The organism is Bacteroides xylanisolvens XB1A (assembly GCF_000210075.1).
GTDB classification, from domain to species: Bacteria; Bacteroidota; Bacteroidia; order Bacteroidales; family Bacteroidaceae; genus Bacteroides; species Bacteroides xylanisolvens.
Map to the genome: position 1 here is coordinate 3,555,265 of NC_021017.1, position 22,153 is coordinate 3,577,417.

16 protein-coding genes are annotated in these 22,153 nt (G+C 41.2%); 1 reads left to right on the forward strand and 15 read right to left on the reverse strand.

Annotation, left to right across the window (positions count from 1 at the left end; translation table 11 throughout):
• Positions 1-144: 144 nt before the first annotated feature.
• The gene (locus BXY_RS13860) at positions 145-732 is read left to right on the forward strand and encodes an RNA polymerase sigma-70 factor (RefSeq protein WP_008642883.1); all 588 of its coding nucleotides are present in this window, start codon (positions 145-147) and stop codon (positions 730-732) included.
• A gap of 99 nt (positions 733-831) precedes the next feature.
• On the opposite strand, the gene BXY_RS13865 is transcribed toward BXY_RS13860, so the two are convergent.
• The 15 genes from BXY_RS13865 to BXY_RS13930 form a co-directional block, all read right to left on the reverse strand.
• Positions 832-2,175, reverse strand: coding sequence for a Gfo/Idh/MocA family oxidoreductase (locus BXY_RS13865; protein ID WP_015532227.1), 1,344 nt, complete (start codon positions 2,173-2,175; stop codon positions 832-834).
• Between the two features lie 87 nt (positions 2,176-2,262).
• Positions 2,263-2,502: a hypothetical protein gene (locus tag BXY_RS23605; RefSeq protein ID WP_004299591.1), complete on the reverse strand. Its 240-nt coding sequence runs from the start codon at positions 2,500-2,502 to the stop codon at positions 2,263-2,265.
• A gap of 3 nt (positions 2,503-2,505) precedes the next feature.
• Positions 2,506-3,831, reverse strand: coding sequence for a Gfo/Idh/MocA family protein (locus tag BXY_RS13870; protein WP_015532228.1), 1,326 nt, complete (start codon positions 3,829-3,831; stop codon positions 2,506-2,508).
• Between the two features lies 1 nt (position 3,832).
• Entirely contained in the window at positions 3,833-4,603 is a 771-nt protein-coding gene (locus BXY_RS13875) for an FAD:protein FMN transferase (RefSeq protein WP_008649447.1), read from the reverse strand.
• A 51-nt stretch (positions 4,604-4,654) separates the two neighbouring features.
• The gene (locus tag BXY_RS13880) at positions 4,655-6,064 is read right to left on the reverse strand and encodes a putative oxidoreductase C-terminal domain-containing protein (RefSeq protein WP_008649448.1); all 1,410 of its coding nucleotides are present in this window, start codon (positions 6,062-6,064) and stop codon (positions 4,655-4,657) included.
• Between the two features lie 4 nt (positions 6,065-6,068).
• Positions 6,069-7,073, reverse strand: a complete 1,005-nt coding sequence (locus BXY_RS13885; RefSeq protein ID WP_008649456.1) for a Gfo/Idh/MocA family protein — start codon at positions 7,071-7,073, stop codon at positions 6,069-6,071.
• A 6-nt stretch (positions 7,074-7,079) separates the two neighbouring features.
• A complete protein-coding gene (locus BXY_RS13890) occupies positions 7,080-7,871 on the reverse strand; it encodes a glucosamine-6-phosphate deaminase (RefSeq protein ID WP_004305159.1) in 792 nt (263 codons plus the stop codon).
• A complete protein-coding gene (gene nagA / locus BXY_RS13895) occupies positions 7,852-9,039 on the reverse strand; it encodes an N-acetylglucosamine-6-phosphate deacetylase (RefSeq protein WP_134993120.1) in 1,188 nt (395 codons plus the stop codon). The genes BXY_RS13890 and nagA overlap by 20 nt, the downstream gene beginning before the upstream one ends.
• Positions 9,040-9,056: 17 nt before the next feature.
• On the reverse strand, positions 9,057-10,373 hold the full coding sequence (locus BXY_RS13900; protein ID WP_015532230.1) for a sugar MFS transporter: 1,317 nt from the start codon (positions 10,371-10,373) through the stop codon (positions 9,057-9,059).
• A gap of 6 nt (positions 10,374-10,379) precedes the next feature.
• Positions 10,380-12,584 (reverse strand): beta-glucosidase family protein, encoded by a 2,205-nt coding sequence (locus BXY_RS13905; protein WP_004305152.1) that lies wholly within the window; start codon positions 12,582-12,584, stop codon positions 10,380-10,382.
• Between the two features lie 23 nt (positions 12,585-12,607).
• Complete coding sequence (locus BXY_RS13910) at positions 12,608-14,176, reverse strand: glycoside hydrolase family 26 protein (RefSeq protein ID WP_008642908.1); 1,569 nt, start codon at positions 14,174-14,176, stop codon at positions 12,608-12,610.
• A gap of 41 nt (positions 14,177-14,217) precedes the next feature.
• A complete protein-coding gene (locus tag BXY_RS13915; RefSeq protein WP_004314071.1) occupies positions 14,218-15,915 on the reverse strand; it encodes a DUF5018 domain-containing protein in 1,698 nt (565 codons plus the stop codon).
• A 19-nt stretch (positions 15,916-15,934) separates the two neighbouring features.
• Positions 15,935-17,569: a RagB/SusD family nutrient uptake outer membrane protein gene (locus tag BXY_RS13920; protein WP_004299618.1), complete on the reverse strand. Its 1,635-nt coding sequence runs from the start codon at positions 17,567-17,569 to the stop codon at positions 15,935-15,937.
• A gap of 12 nt (positions 17,570-17,581) precedes the next feature.
• Positions 17,582-20,731 carry a SusC/RagA family TonB-linked outer membrane protein gene (locus tag BXY_RS13925; protein ID WP_004309612.1) on the reverse strand — a complete coding sequence of 1,050 codons (3,150 nt, stop codon included), beginning with the start codon at positions 20,729-20,731 and terminating at the stop codon, positions 17,582-17,584.
• 168 nt (positions 20,732-20,899) lie between these two features.
• Positions 20,900-22,087, reverse strand: coding sequence for an alpha/beta hydrolase family protein (locus BXY_RS13930; protein WP_008642909.1), 1,188 nt, complete (start codon positions 22,085-22,087; stop codon positions 20,900-20,902).
• Positions 22,088-22,153: the final 66 nt, after the last annotated feature.

Consider the following 22,153-nt stretch of genomic DNA (forward strand, 5'->3'; position numbering starts at 1 on the left):
TTCATAGTTTTGTCACCAGAAGTATGCTACTCCCTGTTTATTTCTCCCTTACATATTACAATATGATGTGATTTTAAATACGGCTTGGTATATCTTCTATATTATTTATAGCTTTGTTGACTAGAATCTTTTTTAGAAAAAACGATGAATAAAACTGATTTATCTTCTGCTACTGAAGAGCAACTGTTGTTACAGCGGTTGAGAGAAGGGGACATGGGGAGCTATGAAACCTTGTTTCATCGTTATTATCCTACTTTTTTTGCTTTTGCCAAAGGTATGCTGAAAGATGCAGGGGCAGCGGAAGATATTATTCAGAATGTGTTTATGAAAATCTGGATACACCGTGAGGCGCTGGACGAAACAATGTCAATCAAAAACTATATTTATGTACTCTCCAAACGTGAAGTCTTTAATCATCTTCGGGCCAAATACAATACTCATGTAGTGTTAACGGAAGACATGATGACATTGGAGCGACCTTCAAGTATGGATGAACCAACTACCGACTATCGTGAATTGCGAGAGGCAGTACAAAGTGTGATTAACACGATGCCACCTAAACGCCGGAGTGTGTTTTGCCTTAGTCGCTTTAAATCTCTGACTAATCAGGAGATTGCAGATAAACTTGGTATTTCCATTCGTACTGTCGAGAAACATATAGAACTGGCTCTCCGTACTTTTAAGGAACAATTAGGGAGCTTCTTTGCTCTTTTTGTAGGGTGGTTTCTTTAGATGAAGAGAAGGAAGTGTGATGATAATGGGTGGATTTTATAGTAGAAAGAGATATGTCGTATACATGACATATCTCTGATAATTTAATGAGAAGTTGATTTAAACCCGTATTTCCCAACCTTTTTCGTACTCTCTTCCCCAAAGTTTATTAGCTTCCAAATCGTTAAGAATTCGTCCGCTTCCCGGATCAATCTGTAATGAATGTCCAACACGTTGGGCAATGTTACCTAATTGTACCAACTGGGTACTGATACAGGCATCTACAATTCCGGAATTTAACTTTGTTCCTTTACGAATGGCATCAAACCAGTTTCGGAAGTGGAAGGCATCCAGCTTTTCGGATGGATTCAACAGATTGCCGGTCTCAAATTTTAAATCACTTTTTACCTCTTTAATCGTTTTACCTTTTAAATCTGCAATTTTATATTCATTGCCACCGCCAATGAAGAGAGTTCCGGTTTCTCCATAAAATGCGGTTCCTACTCCATATCCGTCTACCGGCATCGTATTACAACTACGTCCTTCCCATGAAAAAGATGCTTCGTCACCAAATTGGAAGGTGATAAGTTGTGTGTCAGGAGTTTGCCAGTCGTCCTGAAAACGATACCGACCTCCGATAGAATCAACCTTTGTAGGATAATCTACACCCAATCCCCAGCGGAGTATATCAATAAAGTGAGTTCCATTGTTGAGCGCTTCACCTGTACCCCAATTCCAGAACCAATGCCAGTTATAATGGATGAAATTATCTTTGAAATCAGCAACACGTGGGGCAGGACCTTGCCATAAATCCCAATCCAGATAATCAGGTACAGGAACAACTTTCCCTGTTCCAATGGAAGGGCGATTATTGACATACCAAGATTTGGCATATCTCACTTTTCCGATAGAACCGGATTTTATTTCTTCCATAGCTTTAATTACATTGGGAAAGGAACGGCGTTGGTTACCCACTTGAACAATCCGGTTATATTTCAAAGCGGCTCGAACCAACATTTCATTTTCTGCCGGATTATGACTGGTCGGTTTTTCCAGATAAACATGCTTTCCGGCCTGCATAGCCATAATGGCTGCTTTGGCATGCCAATGGTCAGGGGTAGCAATCACCACTGCTTCAAAATCGTTCGACTCTAACATCTTACGAATGTCTTTTTCTCCTTTGGGAGTACGTCCGGTAATTTTGTGGATAGCAGCCTGACATTTTTCTAATGCTCTTGAGTCTACATCACAAATGTAAGTAACTTCACAATCTGGAAGTTTGGCAAATCCTTGCGCCAGGGCCTTACCTCTCGAGTTCACTCCAATGACTCCGATACGTATTTTTTCGTTAGCTCCCAGAATATCTTGATTACGGCTTGAACCGAATCCTGGAAGTATGCTTCCTAATGAGAGTGCAGCTGTACCTGCTACTGTTTTTTTGATAAAATCTCTTCTTGTTGTCATAGTATCTATTTTTCTCCAAAATTAGGTTGTTATTAGAATATGTGAATGAGTATTTCCGTCAATTCTCCTTCAAAAAACGTAAATCTCTTATTTTTTTCTTCGGAAAAGGTGACTCAAGAATATCAGGATTCCTCGGGGAATCCATAATATGAGATAGATGAAAAAACTAATCACGATGACATACCCGATTTGGGATATTATTTCAATCCATGGGCGGGAATAGATAATGATTGCAATTACATTGATGATAAATGCAAGCAGGAAACTTAGAAGAAAGATATTCCTTTCTTGTTTCAACTTTTTTGAGGTGATAATAATATCTTTCATAGTTTAGAATTTCATATAGGGTATTTTATATTCGTCGGGGAAGAGGATATGGCGTTGTTCATCCATTGCCTGATTTCCAAGTAAACAAAGAACCGTTGAACAATATGCTTCTTCCACTACATTCTGTGCTTTCTCTCCGGTGATACACGACTGGCAGAAAGAAGACAGGATAATGTCCGAACCGTCTTTGTCTGCTCCGATCATACTCAATCCACTGTTTACGTGAATATCTCCATCAATGATAAAGTGTGGTGTGTACTCCATTTTTGTTTCCGGTCGCCAACTGGGACCTGCTGTCGGGATGGCGGCAAAGACCTTGTCTTTTACCTGGTCAATCAGTTGCCGGATACCCGAAGTTGAATGATCTTCTTCCAGATAATAAATACCTTTTGCCATTTCCATGGTTCCTTTACTTCCCAGAATCTGGTCTTCCATTCCGTTGAACTTGTTGGAAATCAATGATTCGTATGCGATCTTAACTCCATCCGAGTATCTGTAAGTGACATTGACGCTATCATAAACTTCTCGTCCGTCTTTCCAGTATACAATGTCACCCATTCCCATAATGGATTCCGGCATTTTTTGGGCTGCCCAGTTACAAACTTCCAACTGATGGCATGCTAATTCCGTCATTAATCCTCCGGAGCTCTCTTTGTATAATCTCCAATTAATTTTGCGTTCCAGCTCTGGTGAAGGAACCGGACGACGCCAGTCTGCATTACGGAACCAGTGACAGCGAAGACCTACTACATCTCCGATGAGACCGGAATGGATCATCTGCATTCCCTTGATGTACTTCTCGTCATACATTCGCTGCATACAAAAGTAGAGGACTTTGTCTGACTGGTTGTAAGTGTCATAGATAGCCTTGCACTCGTCAAGGGTACGTGCCATTGCTTTCTCGCAAAAGACATGTTTGCCGGCAGCTAATGCGTCCAATACAATAGGTGCATGCCAGTTTAGTGGTGTGGATATGATGACTCCATCGATGTCCTTCGATTCCAGTAGTTTGCGGTAATCCGTATATGGCTTTGCATCCGGACAAAGTTCTAATGCTTGTTGAAGATTGGGGGCATAATTATCACATACGGCAACAATTTGTGCATGAGGTATTTCTTTGAGGTTATGGATGTGGTATTGTCCTCTGGACCCGGTACCAATCAAAGCGATTCGTGCTTTCTCATGCTTGATCTCTTGTAGTTTCTCCGGAGTACAGGAAGTCAGCCAAGGAGTGGTCGCCAATAATGCGGTTCCTCCGGCAACATATCCCAGGCTTTTGATGAATTGTCTGAGTCCTAAGTCTACTCCTTTTTCTTTATGTTCTTTCATATCATAAATTGTATAGGGTTGCTTGTATATTATTGAACTTTTCTGAAATCTTTTTTTGTTCCTGTTCATTGGCAATCATCCAGACCGTACTAAGAATTTCGGCTTCCAACGGGTCGGGGGACAGGATAGAACTTGCTTTTCGTTGTTTATTAAATATGCCTGTAAGCGGATTCATAATGTGTCCGGTATATTGTAACGTATTGCCGGAAGTGGATAATGCTGTATCCTGCAGATCGAATTCTTTTAGAAGAGACTGATTGTACGGGTTCAGAAAACTGACTTTCCAACAATCTCCATAAGGATGATGTCCTATACCCAGGATCGAACTGTTTCCAAAATTAGCAAATGCATCACTAATATTCTCCTGTTCAATGAATTTTCTTATTTTCTTCAAAGCATATCCTTTGGCAAAACCTCCAAAATCAAGTGAAATATCAGGAGATGTAAAGGAGATATATGAATGTTCATGAAGTTGTATTTGGGAGAAATCTTTTAATGTAATGTCGAATAAGTGTGAAGTGGTCTCATAATAGTATGAGCAAAGCTGTAAGATTGATTTCATCTCTTTACTGATTTGAATCTTGCTTTGAGAAGCATGATTATTAATCTTGGAAACTTCACTATGAGGATCAAAACGATTTAATATTTTATCCAATCGCTCCAGCTCATAGGCGATATCTGCCCAAAGTGTATTCAATCGGTCGATATCGGAATGAATGAGCAGGATATCGAATCGGGTCCCCATGATATGAGGAATGAAGCCATGAAACATGGCTTCATTTTCATAATATTTGCATCTTGTTTCTAACACCTATTGTTTTGTTTATTTGTTTCCTTTCTTTGCCATTTCTACAGCAGTAGTAGTAATGTAATATTTAGCTAGTGTATTTTCATTTTCCCATTCCGGCATATCCTGATTGTGTACATAATGCAGGAAAGCCTTTGCCACTTTGCTGAAATGTTCTTCGTGTCCTAATCGTTTTTCCTGTGGTATGTCAATCAGATAAGTTCCATTCTTTTTGTTTTTGACAGATAAGAACGGATAAGTTATTTGAAGCTGTTCCACTGTTTTTTGCAATTGAGCTTCAAATGTCCGATTGTCAATGTCCGGTTCTTTCTGTATATATAGCTCTTTTACAAATCCATTTTTTTCATCCTGAACGATTTTTAAAGTGGCTTTACTTCCTTTCTTTATGGAAGTAAATGTATCTCCTCCGTTAGTGGGTGGAGTATAATTCCATGTGACTTTCATTCCTATACAAATCCCTTTAACGGTATAGTTGAGACTTCCGTTTGCCATCACCTCCAATACATCGTTTTTTATGTATCGGTTAAGATAAGCGGGAAAAGAATCGATTTGTGTCGATTGACTGAACTCTGCTAATGTAATTGGAGTTGGCCAGTGTTTGGCGGCATTCACGGTGACATCCGATTGATAATGAATCGTTTCATCAGGAAAACATTGCCAGTTGATGAGGTCGATCAGATGTGTTGTAACATCTGCAATGCCTTCTCCTTGTTGCTCTACATCGTAATACCATGCCGGGCGAATTAATGGCTTGCCAGAAACTGTCTTGAAAAAATGATGCACGCTTTCCATTATGACAGATGGATTGTCCGGTGAACCTTTTTGTAAATCTCCGAATAATTCCGTCTGATGCAAAAGCTCTTTTTCTATGATATTGAGGATATCATAACGTTCCGTCATCAGATCGTATAAAAGAAGATTCTTTTCTTTGGCGAGTTGATAGGCTTCTGTCAATAACTTGAAATCCTGTGGATTGATAGCCAGTGGCTTATCGGCAAGGACATGATATCCGGCTTTGATAGACTCCATGATATAGCGCGTCTTTTTCTGATTGTTTCCGGCCAATACTACTACATTACCTTTATGATCGGCAAGCATTTTCTGGAGATAATCATCTCCGGTATATACTTGTTTTTTCCATGTCGTAGGAGATTCCGCCCGCTGATTATAAGAATCAATGCTTTCCAGATATTGGTTGACGGCTATTCCTTCGGGGGCATATATCCGGATGGTGTCACTGACATCTGTCAATGTCTCTTTTTGAAGTAGGCTGGCATGGAAATGTCCGGGATCGAGAACCACTACTTCTATTTTACATGAATCATTGGCTTCCGCCTTATTCATAATCTGTTTCTTGGAGAAAGAACATGAAGAAACTATAAATAAGATTGATATAAGCCCGATTCCTTTATATATAAATTTCATTTTCTTATTTATTATAGGTTTTGATTAATTTCCGGGCGTCTTTCCATCCTTTTTGGTAAGCTTCTTCCAATGTGACAATTCTTCCATTCTCTTCTTTACTCATATTGGATGCTTTCATGAAAGTGAATATTTCAATTGTTTCTTCTCTGGAGATAGGAGAGATTCCTGTTTGAAAGTATTTAAGAATCTGTTCAAGAAGCGCTTTATAACCTTGGTAACCTCCTGCGGCTACTGCTCCTTTTGAAGTATAGGCAGTTCCACCATAAATTTGCGGTCCTTTTATAATCGCTCTGAAAGTTCCGATTCTACCATCTTTCCATCGTCCTACTACTACATCCCCTCTATCTGAAGACATCCGGTTGACTGATTCGCATCCTGTTCCCATAATTGTGTATAATGTTTCTACTCCATGAATGCCATAGAAACCGAAATCCGGATGCGTTGGCTCCACTTTGTGAGGAGAATAACAATCGGCTCCAAGGATTTTGCCAAATTCTCCATTTCTTAATTTCTGGTTTTGAGGAGTAAATCTAAGAGCAGAAGAGGAAAAAACAGGTGCATTGTATTTTTCTGCCATTTCATAAATAGCGATTGCATCTCCTAAAGTAGCTCCGACAGGTTTGTCAATATAGCATATCTTACCTGATTTGAATACCTCGACGGCTTGTTCCAAATGTAGTCTGCCGTCATTGGTTTCCAAAAGGACACAGTCTACTTTTTCCAGTAAATCTGCTATTGATGAGGTGATTTCCACGCCATTTGCTTTGACCTTTTCAATGTATCCGGGGATTCGTTCGTAACTGGATTGAATAGTCTTTGAACCGTACGGATACGCTGCTACTACCCTAAAACCTTTGGAAAAGGTCTCATCCGAACCACTATTAATCAATTCGGTGAAAGCGGTGGAATGGGATGTGTCCAGACCAATAATTCCGATCCGCATAACTTTTTGTGCGTGTATACTGAAGCTGATAGCCAGTAGTATAAGAAGTGAGATTCTGTTTTTCATAATCCTTTATAAATTAATTCTTTCTGCACTTTCCGGGTCCAAATATAACGAAGAATTTTCTTTTCTTCGCAATATGCTGGCCGGACATTTTTCTGAAACTTCACCATAAACAGTCTGATAGACTGCTTGAGCTTTATTTTTGAACGGGACGATACAAAACATCCATTCAGCTTTTAGCAAAGCCGGTATCGTGAGTGTTAAAGCTTCTTTGGGTACTAAGTCTAGTGTCTTGAAGCATTTTTCATTGACTTGCTGTTGGCGACATATTGGGTCCAGTTCAACTACTTTCACAAGTTTGGGATCATTAAAGTCTGCTACATCCGGATCATTGAAAGCAATATGCCCATTTTCTCCAATTCCCAAACAAACGATGTCAACCGGATGCTTAGTCAGCAAGTCTGCATATCGCTGACATTCCTCTTCAAGGTTTTCCGCCAGACCATTCAGATAGTTGACTTTCTTGAAAGGAACTTTGTCAAAGATACGAATTCTAAGGAAATGTCCAAAACTTTGTGGGGCTTCCGGATGTATACCGATGTATTCATCCATATGAAAAGCGTTTATTCTGGTCCAGTCGATGCGTTTGTCATGAATCAGATGACTCAAAAACTCATTTTGTGAGGGGGCAGCGGCGAAAATCATATTTATTTCCGGTTTGCTTTCCAATAAGCGACAAATTTGGTCGCCGACTTCTTTTGCGGCTACACTGCCCATCTCTTGAATGGACGGGAAAATTCGAACTGTTAATTGTTCCTGCTGAAAAACTTTGGTCTTAGTTTCATTTAGTATAGATAACATGGCCTTTTAATATTGTATTATTTATATTTATTTGATTATCAAAAATGACTATGTCGGCATCCTTACCGATTTCTAAAGAACCTTTTTCTTTGTCAATATGAAGAATACGGGCGGGCGTCAGGGTCATCATATGGACGGCGTCAATGAGAGGAACACCGGCTAAATATATCATGGTTCGAACCAGCCGGTCGGTTGTTGCAACACTACCGGCAAAAGCTTTCCGATCCGGCATTTTGGCCACTCCGTCTTCGATAATGACTTTCTGGCCATTGTTGAGGCTACCTAATATCGATTCACCGTCCGGCATACCCGCTCCTCTCATGGCATCAGTGCAGAGGGCTGTTTTATCAACTCCTTTGAACTTGTATACGAATTGGAGCAGGGGTTTCGGAAGATGTATGCCATCGGCAATAATCTCCACTGTCATATCTTCAATCAAGTAGGCGGCTTCTACTACTCCGGCATAGCGGAAAGCATTTTTGCGGGTCACTGATGACATGGCCGAATAAAGGTGGGTCACATGTGTATAACCTGCTGTAAAGGCTTTCTCAACTTCTTCATAAATCGCGTCGGTATGAGCGATGGAGGGGAGAATATGATGTTGTTGCAGAGTTTGCCCTAGTGCTAGAGCACCCTCCAACTCTGGAGCTACGCTCCAACGGATAATATCTTTTGAGGCTTCCAGAATGGCATTGTATTCTTCAGCTTGCGGCTTTTTCAGGAAGTTCGGGTCTTGCGCACCACATTGTTTCGGTGAAAAGTAAGGTCCTTCCAAATGTAAACCGATAAACTGCGAACCATTGATATTCATTTCTTTGGCTTTCCGATATACGGTAAACGTCGTCATTAACTCCTCGTTAGTGCTGGTAAGTGTGGTGGGAACCATTGCGGTAGTACCATACTTGGCATGTGTTTCGGCCACTCCGAGAAAAGCCTCGACAGTACCATCCATGAAGTCATGTCCTCCTCCTCCGTGGATATGCATGTCGATGAATCCTGGTGAAACATAATTCTGACGGGCGTCTATTACCTTGTCACCAACGAGCGGTTGATAGCTTTCATTGGGAATAATCTGCTCAATTTTTCCATTTTCGCATATCAATGTTTGGCCCATTTCTATGCCTGTTGGTAGAATGAGTTTTCCATTTGTTATGATGAGTCTTTCCATATTATTTCGTTTTTAATTTATTTCCAGGAGTCTATTTTATGACCTTTAACTGCAAAGAAAACCAAATATAAAAAACAGGGAATCAATACCCAATAACCGAAACGCAGACTATACATATCTGCCAGATGACCATATATCAGAGGCAGAATGGCATTGCCACATAATCCCATAATAAGAAGAGAGGAACCGGTTTTGGTGAATTTCCCTAGTCCATGAATGGAAAGTGGCCAGATACCTGCGTAGATTAAAGCATTCGGGAAACCCAATGCATTCAGAAAGAAAATGGAGGCATTGGCATGATGACCGAACAGGGTTACTTCAAAATCTGCAAATACAACTCCGAATGAAAGGAGTAATCCGGTGATGGTACACCCTATAAGTGCATTTTTTTGTGAAACATATTTGGGTATTAACAGAATCCCCAGCAGATAACCAATCATAGTGCAGGCCAATGTATATGAGGGAAATGTTTTAGCTTCGAGCAGGTCCATACCCATCGAATTGGCATAATTAATGATTGTATCAATTGCGATAACTTGTGTTCCTACATGAAGAAATATAGCCACTGCTCCCAAGATAAGGTAAGGAAAGTCGAAAATACTTTTTCTGGTGTGATGGTGGCTACCTGTATCTTCCGTGCTGTTTTCTTCGTCTGTGTTGATTTCAGGCAGAATGGAGTAACGGATACCGATACCGGTAAGCAGTAAAATAACGCCTAGAACAGCATAAGGCACAATGACGCGTTGTATTAATTCGTCAAGCATAGCATTCTTTGTGACTATGTCTAAAGTCCCCGATTCTATAGTGGCAAAAAGCTCCTTGTCGGTAACATTTAATATCAATGCAGCAAATATGAGTGGTGAGACGATACCTGCGAATTTATTGCATATTCCCATAATACTGATTCGTTTGGCGGCACTATCAATAGGACCGATAATAGTGACATAAGGATTAGCGGCAGTTTGCAATATGGCTAATCCGGTGCCGATGGAAAATAGACCGGCCAGGAATATCTCGAATTGACGGGCTAATGCTGCCGGAACAAATAAGAAAGCTCCTAAGGCGGTAAGCATAAAACCATACATAATACCTCGCTTGAATCCCACTTTCTTGAGAAGTACTCCCGAGGGGATAGCCATTACAAAGTAGGCGATATAAAATGCAAAGGCGACAAAGTAGGATTCGAAATGTGTCAGTTCACAGGATATGCGGAAGTATGGAATCAGTATGGCATTGACCCACGACACAAATCCGAAGATAAAGAACATCCCTGCCAGAATTGCAATTGATATGTAGTATGTCTTTTTGCTACTTATAAGGTTATTGTTTCCCATGTGTTTTTATTTTTTCAGTTCGAAATCTTTCTGTAATTTGATGTCCCGTGACGATGCGCCTATTAATACTGTAAACATGCCAGGTTCGTCTTTCCAGCATTTACTTTCGGTATCGTAGTATTGTAAGGCGCGGCGCGGTAACTTGATAGTGACTTGTTTGGATTCACCCGGTTTTAAGCCAACCTTAGTGAACCCTTTTAATTCTTTAAACGGGCGTTCTACAGAACATTTGTTTTGATGCAAATATAACTGTGCAATTTCCTGGCCATATCGTTTTCCCGTGTTAGTAATGGTGAATGATACGGCAAACTCTGTGTCCGAGTCTTTCCATACAGGTTTCATCTTTATGTTTGAATAAGTAAAAGTGGTATAGGATAATCCATAACCGAATTCAAATTGGGGGACTACACGGTAAGTATCGAAGTAGCGGTAGCCGACCATAAGCCCTTCCTTGAAACGGACGGTGTCGTTTATACCCGGATATTCTCCAAATACGTGATCAGGCATATCTTCCAGACGCTTACACCAGGTAGTAGTCAGTTTTCCCGAAGGATTGACTTCTCCAAACAATGTACGTGCCAGTGCATTTCCTCCTTCCATCCCTAGAAAACTGCCGTGCAGTAATGCCGTAGCATCATTATACCATTCTCCTATTTCGACGGGGCCACCGGAGATTAGTACCACTACAGTGTTGGGATTAACCTCCAGGATACCTTTTAATAATCTGTCCTGTTGGTAAGGAAGCTTTAAATTCGGCTTATCGTACCCTTCACAGTCAGAACCATGTTCGTGGGAGGTTCCACCTATATAGATAACCAATTCTGCTTGGGCAGCTGTATTGATTGCTTTCTTATATAGCTCTTCATCGGATTTATCAAATTCGTTCGTGAACCAATGACCAACCTTATACGCCTTTTTACTCAATTGATAACCGGGTGCATATTCGATCCGGGCTTTTCCATCTAAAAGATTTTGTAGCCCTTCCAAAGGAGTAACTTCATATTTAGCTTTAAGTTTTGTACTGCCACCTCCTGCTGCAAATACTTCGGTTGCATTTGCGCCAATCACTGCGACATTCTTGTATTGTGCCGGGTCTAGTGGTAGCATATCTTTGGAATTCTTCAATAATACCAATGATTCCTCCGCTATTTCTCTGGCAGCCTTAGTATGGGCAGGTATTGCAAGTTTGGCTGCCATACCTGTAGTGTCATAAGGAACTTGTCCTATTAAATCAAGTCGAATCATCAATTTCAGAATATTACGTACTTTTTTGTTGACGGCTTCTTCCGGAATCTCTCCATTACGTACTTTCTTCAATAAAGGATCGGCCAAATAATATTTATTGAAAGCATATTTCCCATTTTCTTTGATGCTTGTTCCCATTTCGACATCCATACCGCACAGAGCTGTTCGCTCTGTGTTATGGACTGCATTCCAGTCCGATACGACTAATCCGTCAAATCCTAGTTCATCACGAAGTAAAGTATCAAGAAGATAAGGACTTTCCGTACACCACAACCCTCGAACCTTGTTATATGCCGCCATGGCTGCCATGGCTCCACCTCGTTGTATGGCAGCTTCAAAAGCCGGAAGATAAATTTCGTGTAAGGTGCGTTCGTCTACTTCTACACTCACTTTGTACTGGTTGTATGCCTGGCTATTCAGAGCAAAATGCTTCACACAAGAGGCTACTCCCTGTGACTGTACTCCTTGTATATATGGAACAGCCAGTTCACCGGAGAAGAAAGGATCCTCGCTGAAATATTCCCAATTACGTCCATTGAGTAAGGAACGGTGAATGTTGACTCCCGGAGCCAGGCTCACATGCTTACCGCGTGCTTTACATTCAGCTCCAAGAACTTCTCCATATAGCTGTGCCAGATCACGGTTCCAAGTAGATGCTAAGGCGCTTAATGCAGGTAGATAGCTACATGCGTCGTTATCCCATCGGGCGGATTCCCACCCATTGGCTACTCCCTCAAATCTTACTCCGTGAGGTCCGTCGGAGTAGTGCAGGTCGGGGATGCCAAGCCTTGGAACACCGGTACTTGAAAACATCGTGTTACTGTGCAACATTCCAATTTTCTCTTCCAAAGTCATTTGTGATAATAAACTTTCTATCTGTTTATCAGTACTTGCTACTTTATTACCAGTCAGACAGGAGGAGAATATAATCAGAATCAGCCAGCTATATGGAGTCAGTCTTTTCATACTAGAATACTTGTTGTCTTTGATTATTTTGAATTATTCTTTCTTGTTTCAATTTCACTGTACACAGCATCCGGGATCAAATCAAGCCAGTAAGGATCCTGGACGAGTTCCTTGTACAGTTCAAGTGCCAGAGGGTCACTTTGCAGACGGCGGTCACCATTCTCTGCATTTTCGTGATTCTCCCATACGACGGCCTTGACACGTGGCTCTTCATCCTTCAGCTTAAACCATTCTCTTACCCATCTCTGGTGGTCGCATGTGCTGGAGTATCCTCCTTCACTAATCATGATAGGCTTGTCTGCCGATACCTGCTTGATTCCTTGCATCAGTGTGAGCGGATATCTTCTTTCTTCCGGATAAGTAGCACTAAGCGATGGTGGATAACAGCTTACTCCCAGCCAATCTACATACATATCTCCTGGATAATAGTTTTTCATTGCGTTTGCTTCTGTACCTGGCATGCTTACACTGTTGGGTGACCATACGAAGACATTGTAGGCAGTGACACCCAACTGTTCTGCAATGTTATACATACGTCTCCAAGCCTTGACATAGTTTGTGGGATCTCCGTAATACGGAGTCCAGCTTCCATTCATTTCGTTGGCTGGTCTGAACCAGATAGGTCCCATGTCACGTACTTCTTGGGCAGCTACTTCGGCGAAGTATGATTTGTGAAAATCGTCGAGTTCGCCATTTGCCATTTGTTGGGTGGGAATGACGGGCAGCCATCCGTAAAGGAAGAATCGGTATTTGCCCTGATAGTTTTTTCCCCAGTATTTCTCACGTACTGTTTGCATTTCGCTGAAATTTCGTCCCGGTTCCATATTCTGATACCATAAGATCATAGATAGTTGCTTTCCCACCAATTTTTCAAATAAGGCAACGGCACACTGGTCAGTACTTCCTTCGCGGTCTTCCGGATCGAATCCGTATAATGGTGGGAATGCTCCATGATAACACCCTTTTTCGGGGACGTACTTCATGTCATTATGAAATTCTCCCATTACCTTGATTTCGTCGATGAGCATCATCATACTGGTGGAAGCTGAAGATTTGAGAGTCGCTTTCACATATCTGCATGCTACATTACTAAAGTCTGTTTTTCCCCAAGCATCCGACTTTCCGTTGCTGTCGGAATAGGTAATTGGTGAGGCTGCTTTTTCCCATTGGCTTTTGTCCTTGCTGGTTGATACTTCTATTTGAGCAGGGAATACAATTTGTGATGTCGGATCGGAAATAGCATGTACTGATACTTCTGTGATACTGCGTAATGATCCCAAATCAATTATAACTTCTACAGTTTGTGCATCCCAACCGACTCCTCTGTTTTTAGTCGAGAGGGTACCGGTCTCCTCATCCGTCAGTTTGGTGCCGGATGTCCAGGGATCGAGAGGGGCTTTATCAGCATAGGCACTGTTGGCTACAACATTCATTTTATAGAATTTGCCTGCCGCCACATTAATAATGCTTTGTTCATTTGGATCTTTGGGCTTATTTGGATCAAAAGTAACTTCCCACGATCTCGTTTCTTCTGCATTGCAAGCGTATATGAGTATTGCAACTGCTATTAACCATAAATTTTTTAATTTCATATTTAGTGGTATATTATAAGGTTGATTACTGGTTGTTTGTATTACATATCAATACAGTCATATTGGTAGCAGGCGATGCCTCCATTAGAGAATACGAGATAAACGTATAGATAATAACCATTTTGGGCAACTTTAAATACGACATCTCCGGTTCCTTCGGTGTTCTGACCGGAATTCTCGAGACCTCCATATATCTTGTCCGGACATACTACTATTTGGTTGTCGAACGAGCCGCTACTAAGATCATACATACGGACAGCATCAGAACCAGTTACGGCATAGTTGAAACTATTTACATGATTGTAAATGACATAAGGTACTTTGTTGAACACGGCATAGTCTACAGCATTGATAATTGTGTTACCCGGAGCACCCGTATTTGCCGCTTTTATGCTGTTGTCTGTTCCTTTAAACCAGTAGAAATAGCGTTTGGCAGAAGTATCTGTGACATGGCTGGCCAAGAAATAGTCACTTTGAGTATCGGTGTCATCAGCATAAATCACATCCGCCCATTTAATCCAGTTTGAAGTCAGTAGAGAGGAACTCATAATGACAAATTCCGGACTTTGTGATTGTAAAGTACCATTTATGACACGCCAACGGGCGAATTGCACTTTACTATCCTTTTGGAATACTGGAGTTGTGATAAGGGCATTGGCATCCAAATCTCCCTGGATAGAGATCTTCCAACCAAATCTTATATTAGTGCCAGTTTTATATTCAATATATTTCTGTGGTTTCTCATTCACTCCATTAGCTTTCCATACGGTGAAAGTACCTCCTGATGGAGTATAGCTGCAGAATAAAATATTATTTCCCCGATCTGCTGTTGCATGGAAGTTTGAATTGTCACCGGCAAATTGGCTGATATCCATAGAACCTGCTATTTCTCCGGTCTGGCTATTTAAGTAAATGGCACGATCATTGGCACGTTCGTTGATGACAACATATTTGTCGACTACTGCAAGTCCAGTTACTTTACCCGGTAGCAGAATACCGCTTATTTCAGATAGTCTTTTAGACCATAATAGCTTACCGCTTCCTTGGCGGATACCTGCAACAGTTTTTTGCGGAATATCTTTTTTTACCGTATATGTTGCTTTATCTATGCCATTCTGTGCTGTGACGACGATGGTCTGTTCTTGTTCATAGTCTAGTGCTTCTGTTTCGGGGTTGGGACTGCATGTTGCTCCATGTGAGATATCAATGTTAGCTATCTGCTCCCCTACATTATCTATGGTTACTAATGAAATTGTTTTTTCGTTTTCATTAATGACTCCCAATAGCCCTATGGCAGGAATATCGAATTTGGTGATGCTACATTCGTTGCTCTTACGGATTTCACCTATTACTTTGAATTCGGTACTAGTCCCGGAGGTCTGATCTTTCACTGTGATATAGTTGTCTTGGGTAAGATCCATATAAAGTAATGGTGGAGTTACACTGACATTATTCGCTAAACTGGCACTCAATCTTACCCGTTTTAGTGCAGAGGTCGGCAATACATTATCCGACAATTTGGGATAATTGTATGGGAAAACAAATGTGATTGAATGATTGGTATAATCTATCTCACCTTTGAAACTATTTTCGCTGCTGTCATCGTTCGGAAACGATGCAGTGATGCTGTTGATACCTTCGCGTTGAATGTCAGAACCCAACTCTTCAGGACTGTGACAACTAGTTACTCCCCATAGAAGAACTAATGCCTGGATGATTGATATAATTTTGTTTTTCATTGTTCTAAGAGTTTTATTGTTATTTCCATTCATCATATTGCTCAATCAATGAGTTATTCTTCAATTCTTCAGACGGTACAGGAAGGACATATAATTTCTTTATAAACTTGCGGTCCTGCCCGTCGCAATCAACATATTCGTATGTATTGGTAGCGCCAATGATTTTGAAGCCATGTGTGCGATAGTTGTTGTATTCAATATGGGCTAATTCCCAACGACGCATATCCCAGAATAAATGACCTTCATAGGCTAGTTCAACCTTTCTTTCATTTCTGTAATCTTTGAACCAAGCCTCGCCTGTAGAGGATTTACCCGGTAAATTCACTTTTACTCTGGCGCGTACCTCATTCATTGCACTTTGGGCTTCCCCGATCTTATTGAGTCGATAAGCTGCTTCTGCTTTGTTCAATAAAACTTCTGCATAGCGAATTTCAACCCACGGTTGGGCGCTTTTCCCATTTTTGACGTCTGTTAGCGTTTCATCTAACAATTTCCTTAAAAAATAACCGGTTGTGGTTTTGCCGTATGAAGTACCCTGTTCCCGGTAAGGCATAAACACACCATTCTTTCCGTCAAGGCTGCAATCCATCTTTTTCCCTTTCCAGGTACATCCTCTATAGATTACAGTTGCGGCGAAGCGAGGTTCCAGTTGGTCGTATGGAGGAGTTTCATCAGTAATGCCATGCCAGGGTGTCCAGTCTATCTTTTCTCCATTTTTGCTTTCATAACATTCTACCATTTCCTGGGTAGGAGTTCCTGTTGAACCATTGTCATAACCATCACATTGTGGTACATAATACCGGTCGAAAAGATGATTAGGCCCGTTGGCAGCATCATAATCAAACTCCAGAATCGCTTCTTTATTATTCCCTTTCCATGCATCTTCATATTTGTCCGTCAGACCATATAGTTTGAGTGCAATTACATTATTAGCAGCATCATAGGCATCCTGCCAACGTTTGGCATATAACATAGCTCTTGATTTCAGTGCATAGGCTGCTCCTTTGGTGATACGCCCTTTATTTGCCGCATCCCATTCCTTGGGTAAATTATTGGCTGCAAAATCAAGATCGTCAGCTATGAATTGCCAGGTTTCTTCAGCACTGCTGCGGGCTTTATTAGTTGATACCGGCAGATCGTCATACAAGATGACACCTCCATGTCTTTTGGCTAACTGGAAATATACAAATGCACGGAAAAAGCGTACTTGAGCTTCCCAAAGCTTATTTCTGTCTGCTGAAAATTCGGAATATTTTCTTTGTAGAGATAGAAATTGGTTTGTTTCTCGGATCTGTTTGTATGCTGTTGAACGTAGCCAGATACTGTATAGACAGTTATCCGGAGAGATAGCATCCGGTGTAAGTACATAAAGATTAGGATGGCCGGCTCTGTGTCCCAGCGTATATGAACCATACTTAAATGCGTCAGTCAGACTTTCTGTAAAACTTCCGTAGAATTGGGCCTCCCCGAATTGACCGTAATCATGCAGGAGGGGATAGAAACTATTCACATATTTGTCAACCTGGGTTTCATCTTGCCAGATGATTTCATCACTAACGGTAGTCGTTTGTTTTACTTCATCCAGCCAGTCGTTGCACGAACTTAAAGTCAGCAACATAAAGAAGAGTGATATATTAATACATAACTTTTTCATATAGCGTATATTTTAGAATGTGATTTTAGCTCCAAGTGTATAAGTCCTTTGTTGCGGATAATATCCATTGTTTACAGCTGGAGATTCCGGGTCGATGTTGTACTTGGACACAGCGCTGAAAGTCAGAAGGTTGTATCCCTCAACATAGAGGCGAAGAGCTTCCACTCCCAATGGGCTCAACCATTTTTTAGGGAAATTGTATCCTATTTGTGCTGTTTTTATTCTCAAATAGTTTCCGTTACGATACCAGAATGTGGAGGCCAGCCCGTTATTCAAACTTCTCGGATTGATTTCCAGACAAGGGAACTCTGCATTTGTATTTTCGGGTGTCCAGGAGTTTGCCACCAGATAGACTGGTGCATTGCCATTCTGATAGAATGGACGCGTGAAGGCCGTAGCGCTTTGGATTCCGGATGAACCGGTTGCCGTATATACTCCGGTTAATGCAACATCGCTGCCAAGCCCCCATGATGCCAAAATATCAAAATCGAATCCTTTCCAGTTACCGAATAAATTGAAAGAACCTGTGTGGGTCGGTCTTGAGCTTTTACCTACATACCCTTGATCTTGATTGACTGTTATAATACCGTCTCCATTTCTATCCATATACTTGATATATCCGGGATAAGCCGGTCGGTCGGGCATGGTAGCGGAGTTGGCTATCTCTTCCTCACTCTGGAACAATCCTTGGGCAATGAATCCCATTTTCGAACCGATTTGCTTTCCGGTCAGTCGTCTGTATTCCGGTGTGTTTTCAGAGTCACCTGCATATTTGAGCCACCTTCCGTATGCGTATGACCAGATTAATTTGGCTCCATAGCTGAAACTTCCGATTCTGTTCTGATGTGTAAAGGTGACATCAAAACCCTTATAATCTGCTTTATTAACGTTGGCAGTTGAAAAATAATAGCCTCCCATGGAAGGAGTGTGCGAACCGGTTACAGAAGATAATTTGTCATATTCATATTTATAAAAAGCATCCAGTTCCATTCCTAATAATCCATTCCATAAAGTTACATCTACTCCGATATTATAGTTGAGGCATTGCGCCCATGTCAAATTGGGATTTCCCAATACGGACGGATAGATAGCAGTTTGACTGGCTCCGCCTATTACTACAGAATTGGGGGATGTGCTCATCGTATTTCTCCATTGGAAAGGCTGGATACCGCTGGTTGCAGTTTTTCCAATACCTGCTCTTAATTTCAGATTGTCTACCCAAGTAGCATGAAACCATTTTTCATTATTGATTCTCCAGGCAAGAGAGAGACCGGGCAGGGTGACCCAGCGTTTGTTCATACCACCAAACAGATAACTACCATCGTGGCGTAGTGAAGCCTCCAAATAATATTTGTCAGCGTAATTGTAGTTCAAACGACCTACAAAACCGGCTACACGTGTCTGGCTGCTGCTACCCGAAGGTATAGCAGGTTGCTCTTTCCCCTCTTTGGTGAATCCTGTGATTTGGTTCAACTCATCCAACTGAATGAAATCTAATCCGGTTCCCGTTACACCGAGATTGTTGCTATTACGTTCCCGTGTTTCGGCCAGTAATAATACTCCGATCGAGTGATCTCCAAATTTGTTATCATACGTGATACTGGTTTGCGTAGTGAACTCTTGGGCGCGTGATGCCGATTCGGATAATATAGGTGTATCTTTCAAAACACTGTAGTCCTTATGGTAGGTGAGTGTGGTAGTGGCTGCATTAGGTAAATCCATAATCATGACTTCATTCGGCTTGGTCAACTGTTTAGTCATCCCATGAACTAAGTCGTACGCTCCCTGGAATTTTAAACTTAATCCTTTAAGCCAAGGTGTGTCGTATTTCAGACTGAAATTAGACTGCATATATGATTGGTTGGACCTGTTATATCCTGAATCGTATATGGATGCGATAGGAGCTACCGGAGAACCGGAAGTCGGGGTTGAAACATCGTATATTTTCCCATTATATTCATAAGTGTCCTGTACGTATGGCAAAGCATAGCATACCTGTTGGGGAATATTCATCCAATCATCCGGATCGGCAGAAAATTTGGGAGCATCCCGTTTTTCTATACGCCCCGAAACACCTAATGACAGACTAAGTCCTTTAGCCAACTGTGCATCGATATTAGAACGAAGATTCATTCGACGGTATTTGAACTTATCTATATTTCCTTTTTCTTCCAGATAACCGATAGATGTGAAGAAACGAATCTTTTCACTTCCTCCTGATGCTGAAATATTATGATGTTGGCGAACACCGGTTCCATATACTTTATCGTACCAATTGGTATTTCCCCATCCGTCGACACCCTCGCGCATTTTGCGCACCATGTCGACAGTAAACACTTCCGTATCACCTTGTAGAAGACGGGCTTTATTGTACCAATAAGCATATCCCGGTCCGTCGAGCCATTCTTGTTCTTCTGCATTCTGGCTGATACCCACAGTACCTGTATAGCTAATGGTGACTTTATCTGTTTGTCCCTTTTTGGTTGTGACAATGAATGCTCCATTTGCGTCCAGACCATAAACGGCTACGGCTGATGCATCCTTTAATACAGACACAGATTCTATTTCATTCGGATCGAGTCCGTTGAAGTCACTTGCGCTTCTTCTGATGCCGTCAATAACATAGATAATACCACTTTGCCCGCGTATAGACAAGGAGGCATTATCCGCACCGGGTTGTCCACTGGCTTGTACGGCGGAAATACCGGCAACACGTGCACCGATGATATTACTGATTCCCATGGTTGGGGCTTTAAGGATTTCTTTATCGGAGACAGTAGATATGGCGGCGGTCAGACTACCGCGCTTTTGAGTTCCATAGCCTACCACTACGATTTCATCCAGCGAGGAAACATCTTCTTTAAGAGTGATATTGATATTCGTCTTATTACCTACTTTGACTTCCTGGCTGACCATTCCGATATAGGAGAATACCAATACGTCATTCTTATGGGCATTAATGCTATATTTGCCGTCAACATTTGTAATGGTACCGACATTCGTTGCACCCTTGACAGCTACAGATACGCCAGGTAATGGTTCATCATTACCATCTTTCACAAACCCTTTTATTACTTCTTGTGCAAGACAATCGAGAGTGCACATTAAAAGAGTAATAAACAACGAGGTTACTAACCTTGGATTCCATCTGATTTTCTTCATTGCATGATAAGTTTTTAAATATTAGATCGTCGATTTGAAATTTTAATTTCTAACAATAGTCTCTTTAGACCGGTTAACTAGTTAATGATACAAAAGTATTCTGTTTCAAAGATATGTGCGGTGGCAAAAACGAAAAACTATCTTCAAAAAACGAAGAATAATGCATCGTTAATCTTCTTTTGGCGTTTTTCTTTTTAAGAACCATTCGAAGAACTTATATATAGTTTCGTTTGATTCGGGAGTAGGATCATGTTTGGGCCTGTTCGTCATTGCCACTCGATGATGATAACCCAAAAGTCGGTTGACTGCAACAGAGTGATTTAATGGAATCCATCTGTCTACATTATCAGAATAACCTCCTGATACGAGAAATGGGCGAGGAGCCAATAAAGAATGGAGTTCATGTAAATCATGCCCCTCTTTACATAGTCTGGCATAGACACTTGTTGAAGAGTTATTGCCGTTGTTGCTCCAGATCTTTTTCCAGGGTGGGGGATAATACCCCAAGTACCAAGGTTCCCAATAATTGATATAATTATCTTTGGTTTCATCAAAGACGATACCCGGATCACTCCAGGCGGTGCAGGCAAACTTTTCATATAAACAAGAAGCAAACATAGCCCATTTAGCACCGTAAGAGTGTCCCATGATACCAATTCGGGTAGAGTCGACACTTTCGACTCTGGCTAATACTTCCCATGCATTGGCTGCCGCATAAGCAAGTACTGAAAGAGGTTGCATAGTGGAGTTGTTAATAGTCGGGTAATAGAGAGAGTAAGTCTTATCTTTGGTGGTCTGTCTAGTTCCTAATGAGAGAGTAACGAATCCTCTTTTGGTTAATTGGTAGGCGAAATCTCTATTAGCTTTTCCTCCCCATCCGATAGCTGTTTCCGGTTCGTAGAATACTGTGATAACGGCAGGATGTTTCCCTTTCTTATTTGGTTCCAGTAAATAGCCGTAAGTCTGTTCCAGAGGAGTCCAATAAAAACGCACTAAATGTTGTTTGAAATCTTCGCGTTCTGTGGTTTTTATAATCTCCAGTTTTTGATTGGTGATGATAGCCGGCCAATGACCGATCAGGTTCAACCATTTGTCTTTTATTTCTTTTCTTCGTTTTAGCCAATCGTCTGCGTTTTTGACTGTATCTCCATTGTAAAATAAAAGAGGATTGCGGTAAGTTCCAAATTTCTCCTGATACAGTGGTGGTGGGGTAAAGTAGGCGGATAGCTTCTCCCAGTTTCTTTTTGTCTGGTTAATCTCTAATCTTTTGCACCCCATTATTGAGGTGACCCCCAAATAAATAATAATAGGATAGATAATCGTTCTTGTTTTTCCTCTTATGGTATGTCTTTGCATAGTATTAATATCTAAAATGTATTTCGAAAGGTATGAAAACAAAGGTAGGTCATTCTCATGAATGAT